Annotated in this window: 4 protein-coding genes and 3 tRNA genes; all 7 read right to left on the bottom strand. The window is 43.4% G+C overall.

Features of this window, described 5'->3' with window-relative positions:
* Positions 1-243 precede the first annotated feature (243 nt).
* The 7 genes from PSI15_RS17005 to uvrY all read right to left on the bottom strand — a co-directional run bounded on the left by PSI15_RS17005 (position 244) and on the right by uvrY (position 5184).
* Positions 244-1506, bottom strand: a complete 1263-nt coding sequence (locus tag PSI15_RS17005) for a tyrosine-type recombinase/integrase (protein ID WP_273584559.1) — start codon at positions 1504-1506, stop codon at positions 244-246.
* A gap of 165 nt (positions 1507-1671) precedes the next feature.
* A tRNA-Leu gene (locus tag PSI15_RS17000) sits at positions 1672-1758 on the bottom strand.
* Between the two features lie 6 nt (positions 1759-1764).
* Positions 1765-1838, bottom strand: a tRNA-Cys gene (locus tag PSI15_RS16995).
* A gap of 5 nt (positions 1839-1843) precedes the next feature.
* Positions 1844-1919: transfer RNA gene (locus PSI15_RS16990), tRNA-Gly, on the bottom strand.
* 144 nt (positions 1920-2063) lie between these two features.
* The gene (gene pgsA / locus PSI15_RS16985; RefSeq protein WP_045970105.1) at positions 2064-2612 is read right to left on the bottom strand and encodes a CDP-diacylglycerol--glycerol-3-phosphate 3-phosphatidyltransferase; all 549 of its coding nucleotides are present in this window, start codon (positions 2610-2612) and stop codon (positions 2064-2066) included.
* Positions 2613-2668: 56 nt separating this feature from the next.
* Positions 2669-4501, bottom strand: a complete 1833-nt coding sequence (gene uvrC / locus PSI15_RS16980) for an excinuclease ABC subunit UvrC (protein ID WP_273584558.1) — start codon at positions 4499-4501, stop codon at positions 2669-2671.
* Positions 4502-4524: 23 nt separating this feature from the next.
* Positions 4525-5184 carry a UvrY/SirA/GacA family response regulator transcription factor gene (gene uvrY / locus PSI15_RS16975; RefSeq protein ID WP_273584557.1) on the bottom strand — a complete coding sequence of 220 codons (660 nt, stop codon included), beginning with the start codon at positions 5182-5184 and terminating at the stop codon, positions 4525-4527.
* Positions 5185-5388 lie beyond the last annotated feature (204 nt).

Below are 5388 nucleotides of genomic sequence, written 5' to 3'. Positions count from 1 at the left end.
TAACCTGTTCTGCGCTGAACTTCTGATAAGCGGATAAGACTTTCTTTAGATGTGTTGATAGATAGCATATAACCCCTGTTAGCTTGTTCATATTTGATATTTGTAGACGTTATTAGAACAGGGGTTATTAAAGCAGAGTTATAACATTAAATCTTGATGTTGAAATAGTAAGTTATTTCATACAAAGATCATTTCTTTATTTTATGGCTTCGCCAAATAACCATTTTTGGTTATTGCATTAATCTATTTTCGGCGTTTTTTAGCAAAGTCATACGGTGTTATATACTTTTCCCTGTTTGCATCCAGATAATCAGCCCACCATTGAACCATTAACCGCCGTTCCTCCAAATGTTTAGATGTGTGAATATATGCCGCCTTAACTTTTTTTCTTTCCACATGGCTTAACTGGCGTTCTATCGCGTCATCGTTCCATAATCCAGACTCGCCCATCGCACCGCGCGCCATTGTTCTAAATCCATGACCACAAACTTCTGTTTTGGTGTCATAGCCCATACCGCGTAAGGCATTATTTACGGTACTTTCGCTCATGACTTTTGCCGGGTTATGGTCATGAGGAAACATCACCTCACATTCGCCACTCAAGCCCTGTAAGGTTTTAAAGAGAGATACGGCCTGACGACTCAGCGGCACAATATGCTCAGTTTTCATTTTCATGCCACGTTCGGAGAATTTAACGCCTTCAATGGGTTTTCTTGTGGCGGGAATTTTCCAGACTGCATTTTCAAGATCGAGTTCTTCCCAACGGGCAAATCTCAACTCACTGGAACGGACAAACGTCAATAAAGTTAATTCCAATGCAATTCTGGTAATCAAACGCCCACGATAGCGAGAAATACGAGTCAAAAATTCAGGTAAGCGTTCATGAGGTAATGCGGGATGATGCTTAGATTTTACTGTGCTGAGAGCACCCGCCATATCATTGGCTGGATTAGATTCAAGAATATCATTCTGAACGGCGTAACGCATGATGGAAGTAACACGTTGCTGTAATCGTTGAGCGATATCATGCTTGCCATCAGCATCAACGGTTTTAATGGGAGCTAAAAGATGGCTTGTCCTTAAAATGGAGATATCGAGCCTGCCAATATAAGGAAAAATATAATGTTCAAGGCTGCGAAGAATGCGGTTGCTGTGATCTTCACTCCACCGTTTATTGCTGGCGTGCCATTCACGAGCTACCTGTTCAAAAGATGGTGCCCCTTTTAATTCAGCTTGTACCCCTCTTTTCTCTGCTTTGGGGTCAGAGCCTTGGGCTATGAGTTTTTTGGCTTCATCCCGTTTAGCTCGTGCATCGGCTAAAGACACTATAGGATAAACACCAAAAGCCAGTCGATCTTCTTTCTTATCGGTAGGGCGGCGGTACTTCATGCGCCAGTATTTAGAACCGCGAGAAGTGACCTCCAAATACAGGCCGCCACCATCAGCGAGCTTATAGGTTTTCTCTTTGGGTTTTGCTGTTTCGATTTGCCGTGCGTTTAGTTTCATTTTTGGGGGCACTTTTAAAATAGAAGTGTAGGTTCCCCCGATTATGCCCCGTAGTGCATGTTGATTGCAATAGACCAAAGTAGACATAAAAAGAAAAGACCTGATTGATTTATCAGGTCTTTCTGGGAGTTAGTTTACTTGAGTAGACGTTAGTAAACTTATGTTTGGTGCCCAGGGCGGGACTTGAACCCGCACAGCCTAAAGGCCGAGGGATTTTAAATCCCTTGTGTCTACCGATTTCACCACCTGGGCTAAATTTGGAGGCGCGTCCCGGAGTCGAACCGAGGTTGACGGATTTGCAATCCGCTGCATGGCCACTCTGCCAACGCGCCTTTTTTGGAGCGGGAAACGAGACTCGAACTCGCGACCCCGACCTTGGCAAGGTCGTGCTCTACCAACTGAGCTATTCCCGCCTTTCTTCGAACTGCTTGATTTACTTAACTTGTTTTGTAAATCTCATGTGCCGTTCGATGCGTTGCATTCTACTGACTTCATGAAATGAGTCAACACAATTATTTATAAAACTCGTTCGTTCGTTGTTTTTTGCGCCACTTCGATCACCCTTCACGCAAATCATCCCATGCAGCGCTCAAATATTGAAACATTGACCAGAACGTCAGGACCGCAGCAGCATATAATAAGACGAATCCGCCTACTTCAAATTCAATGCAAGGGCGCCATAATAAAGCAACCAATGCCGCCATTTGTGCGGTGGTTTTTATTTTTCCCATCCAAGAAACCGCTACACTACTGCGTTTTCCCAATTCCGCCATCCACTCACGCAGGGAGGATATGATGATTTCACGCGCAATCATGGTCGCGGCAGGCAGTGTGATCCACCACGTGTGGTAATGTTCTGCAATCAGTACCAGCGCAGTAGCAACCATCACTTTATCCGCCACCGGATCAAGAAATGCGCCAAAACGTGTTGTCTGTTTCCACAAACGGGCAAGGAAACCATCAAACCAATCTGTTGCAGCGGCGATAATAAAGATAATGGCACATAACATCGGTGCCCATTGGAATGGCAGGTAAAATGCCAAAACAAAGAACGGAATTAAGGCAATACGGAACAGGGTAAGCCATGTTGGAATATTCAATTGCATAATGCTTAGTAACTATCTGGCCATGTAAAGTTTATCAGTATGGTGCATCAATACTTTTAGTGTTTCAACGCATTATAGATTTTTTCTGCCAGTGCGTAAGAAATAGAAGGCACTTTTGCGATCTCTTCTACACTTGCGTTGCGTAAAGGCTGCAATCCACCCATATATTTAAGTAACATTTGTCTACGTTTTGGCCCAATACCGTCTATTGACTCCAATGTACTGGTCTTTTTCACTTTTTTCCGACGCTGACGATGCCCTGTGATGGCATGGTTGTGAGATTCATCACGAATATGTTGAATAACATGTAACGCCGGAGAGTCAGGAGGAAGTGCAATTCCCTCTCCTTCCGCTTTAAAAAACAACGTTTCCAACCCCGCCTTACGATCACTGCCTTTCGCAACACCAATCAGCTTAGGATGCGTTTTATTCCATTCAACCTCCAGAGAATCAAAAACGTCAATCGCACGTGCAAGCTGCCCTTTGCCACCGTCAATAAAGATAATGTCTGGGATTTTTGTTTGATCGATCGCTTTGCTATATCGGCGATGCAAAACTTGGTTCATCGCAGCATAATCATCTCCCGGAGTGATGCCGGTAATATTATAGCGGCGGTATTCTGCACGAACTGGCCCATTACCATCAAAAACAACACAAGAGGCAACCGTTTGTTCTCCCATCGTATGGCTGATGTCGAAACATTCCATACGTTGGATTTTTTCAAGACCGACAAATGCCGCCAGTGATTCCAATCGCTGATGAGTTGTCGATTGTTGGGAAAGTTTGGTTATCAAGGCTGTTGCGGCGTTGGTGCGTGCCAATTTTAGGTAACGCGCCCTATCGCCCCTTGGCCGTGACTGGATAGAGATTTTTCTGCCCGATATTTCAGAAAGTGATGCTTCCAACAGTTCTTTTTCAGGTAGTGCAAAGTCCAACAAAATTTCTGTCGGCAACGTCCTGTTTTGGCTTCCCTGAAGATAGAATTGACCCAAGAAAGTCTGTACGACTTCATCTAATTTCGTATCAGCCGGAATTTTGGGATAATAACTTCGGCTACCCAATATTTTTCCCTGCCGGATAAATAAAACATGTACACAAGCCATCCCCGCGTCGAAAGCGACGCTGATAACATCAAGATCATCACCTTCTCCGGAAACAAATTGTCGCTCAGTCACTTGCCGTACGGCTTGGATCTGATCGCGATAACGAGCAGCGTCTTCAAATTTAAGCTGTTGACTCGCTTGTTCCATTTTTCCAACCAACTCATTCAATACTTGCTGATCTTTCCCCGCCAAAAATAAGCGAACATATTCAACTTGCTGCTGATATTCTTCATCCGTGACGAATCCCTTAACACACGGAGCAAGACAGCGGCCAATCTGATATTGCAAACAAGGCCTTGAACGATTGCGATACACGCTGTCTTCGCATTGGCGGATAGGGAATAGTTTTTGCAATAAAACCAAAGTGTCACGTACTGCATGAGAATTAGGGAATGGGCCGAAGTATTCGCCCTTCGCATGCTTGGCTCCACGATACAGAGTTAGACGGGGATGGGTATCACTACTCAGGAAAATATAAGGATAAGATTTATCATCTCTCAACAGTACATTGTAGCGAGGCTGATGCAACTTGATGTAGTTATGTTCGAGCAGAAGCGCTTCTGTTTCTGAGTGGGTAACGGTGACATCTATCTGGACGATATTTTTCACCAAGGATTCTGTTTTGCGACTGCTGACTTGTGCCCGAAAGTAGCTAGATAACCGTTTTTTTAGATCCTTGGCCTTACCAACATAGATCACTGTGCCAGTGATATCATACATACGGTAGACACCCGGCTGGCTGGTGACTGTTTTTAAAAATGTCTTTGAATCAAATAGTTCCACCACGACTGTTCACCCATCAAATATTATTATCCACCGTGAACTACCCTATTTTGCGCATCAAATAATCCACAGCGTATCGCCATATGGGTCAATTCTACATCACCTTTGATATTTAGTTTACTGAACATCCTATAACGATAACTATTCACCGTTTTGGGACTCAAATTAAGCAACGTAGAAATCTCATTCACTTTACGCCCCTGAGTTATCATTATCATGATCTGCAATTCCCGCTCGGAGAGTTCATCCAACGGGTTTTCTTTTTGCGGTGATAACTGATCGAGCGCCATCTGCTGGGCAATATCTGGGGAAATGTAACGCTGCCCGGCATAAACAGCCCGAATTGCATTGACCATATCCTGAGGAGTTGCAGCCTTGCTCAAATATCCCCTGATCCCTGCCTGCATCACTTTCGTAGGCAAAGAACTTTCAGTATGGATAGTTAGCATAATCACTCGTGTGTCAGGCGAATAACGGATGATTTTCTTGGCTGCTTCCAGCCCTCCCATACCAGGCATTCCCATATCCATAATGACAACATCCGTGCTGTTTGATCTACACCATCTGACCGCATCTTCTCCACTGCTGGCTTCTCCTACGACTTTAATTCCTTTTACATCATCAAGGATGCCTTTTACACCAATGCGAACCAGTTCATGGTCATCAACTAATAAGACACTAATCAAACAACATCTCCACTAACGTAATACCCACTAAAATAATGATAAATTGACAGCAGACAATATCCTCTTCGAATGATATCAAAACTCTTTGGATGAGATTATGGATTATACTAACATTAATGCAAAACAGAAAGAAAATTGTTACATATCAATGAAATGAAATTTTTAAGGATTTTATTTATTATTAAATATTTTAAAACAACATTT

The sequence above is a fragment of the Xenorhabdus sp. PR6a genome (assembly GCF_028599065.1).
Lineage (GTDB): Bacteria > Pseudomonadota > Gammaproteobacteria > Enterobacterales > Enterobacteriaceae > Xenorhabdus > Xenorhabdus doucetiae.
The sequence above is the reverse complement of the archived record's forward strand: the minus strand, read 5'-3'. Positions and strand labels throughout refer to the sequence as shown.

Excerpts from the sequence above, each read along its gene's own strand:
- PSI15_RS17005 (WP_273584559.1), bottom strand. The coding sequence starts at position 1,506 with ATGAAACTAAACGCACGGCAAATCGAAACAGCAAAACCCAAAGAGAAA.
- pgsA (WP_045970105.1), bottom strand. The coding sequence starts at position 2,612 with ATGCAATTGAATATTCCAACATGGCTTACCCTGTTCCGTATTGCCTTA.